Consider the following 529-nt stretch of genomic DNA (forward strand, 5'->3'; position numbering starts at 1 on the left):
GCACGTGGGCGCGCGTCGCCGTGCGCGAGCGGCGCGCCGACGACTGCGCGCGTCCGTCCGCGAGGTCGCGCAGCGGCTGGTCCTCGACCCGCTCGCGGCACAGGTCGACGCGCTCACGCGGTGCCGGAGCGAGGCGACGCGCGCCGCCGCACGCTGAGCGAGTTCGTCGTCGCCGCCCGCCGCGGGGGAGGATGCCGGGTGGCGCGGCGCACGCCCGCCGCGGCGAGGAAGGACGTGCATGGCCAGGCTCGAGATCCCGGTGCAGCTGCGTTGGTCCGACATGGACGCGTACGCGCACGTGAACAACGTGGAGATGCTCCGGCTCCTGGAGGAGGCGCGCATCGAGGTCTTCTGGCAGCACCCCGTGGGCCCGGACGGCGAGCGCGCCGGGACGCGGTCGACCGCGGTGATCGATGCGGGCCCGGGTGCCCAGGTCGCGACGTTCATCGCGCACCAGGAGATCCAGTACGTCAAGCCGCTCGGCTATCGGCGTGCGCCCGTGGTCGTCGAGCTGTGGATCGGTCACCTG

At 74.5% G+C, this 529-nt stretch carries 1 protein-coding gene; it reads left to right on the top strand.

Annotated elements, in window-relative coordinates; genetic code table 11:
• Window positions 1-238: 238 nt before the first annotated feature.
• On the top strand, window positions 239-529 hold a 291-nt coding region (locus CWIS_RS11530; protein WP_048343446.1), incomplete at its 3' end, for a thioesterase family protein.

Source organism: Cellulomonas sp. A375-1 (assembly GCF_001040865.1).
Lineage (GTDB): Bacteria > Actinomycetota > Actinomycetes > Actinomycetales > Cellulomonadaceae > Cellulomonas > Cellulomonas gelida.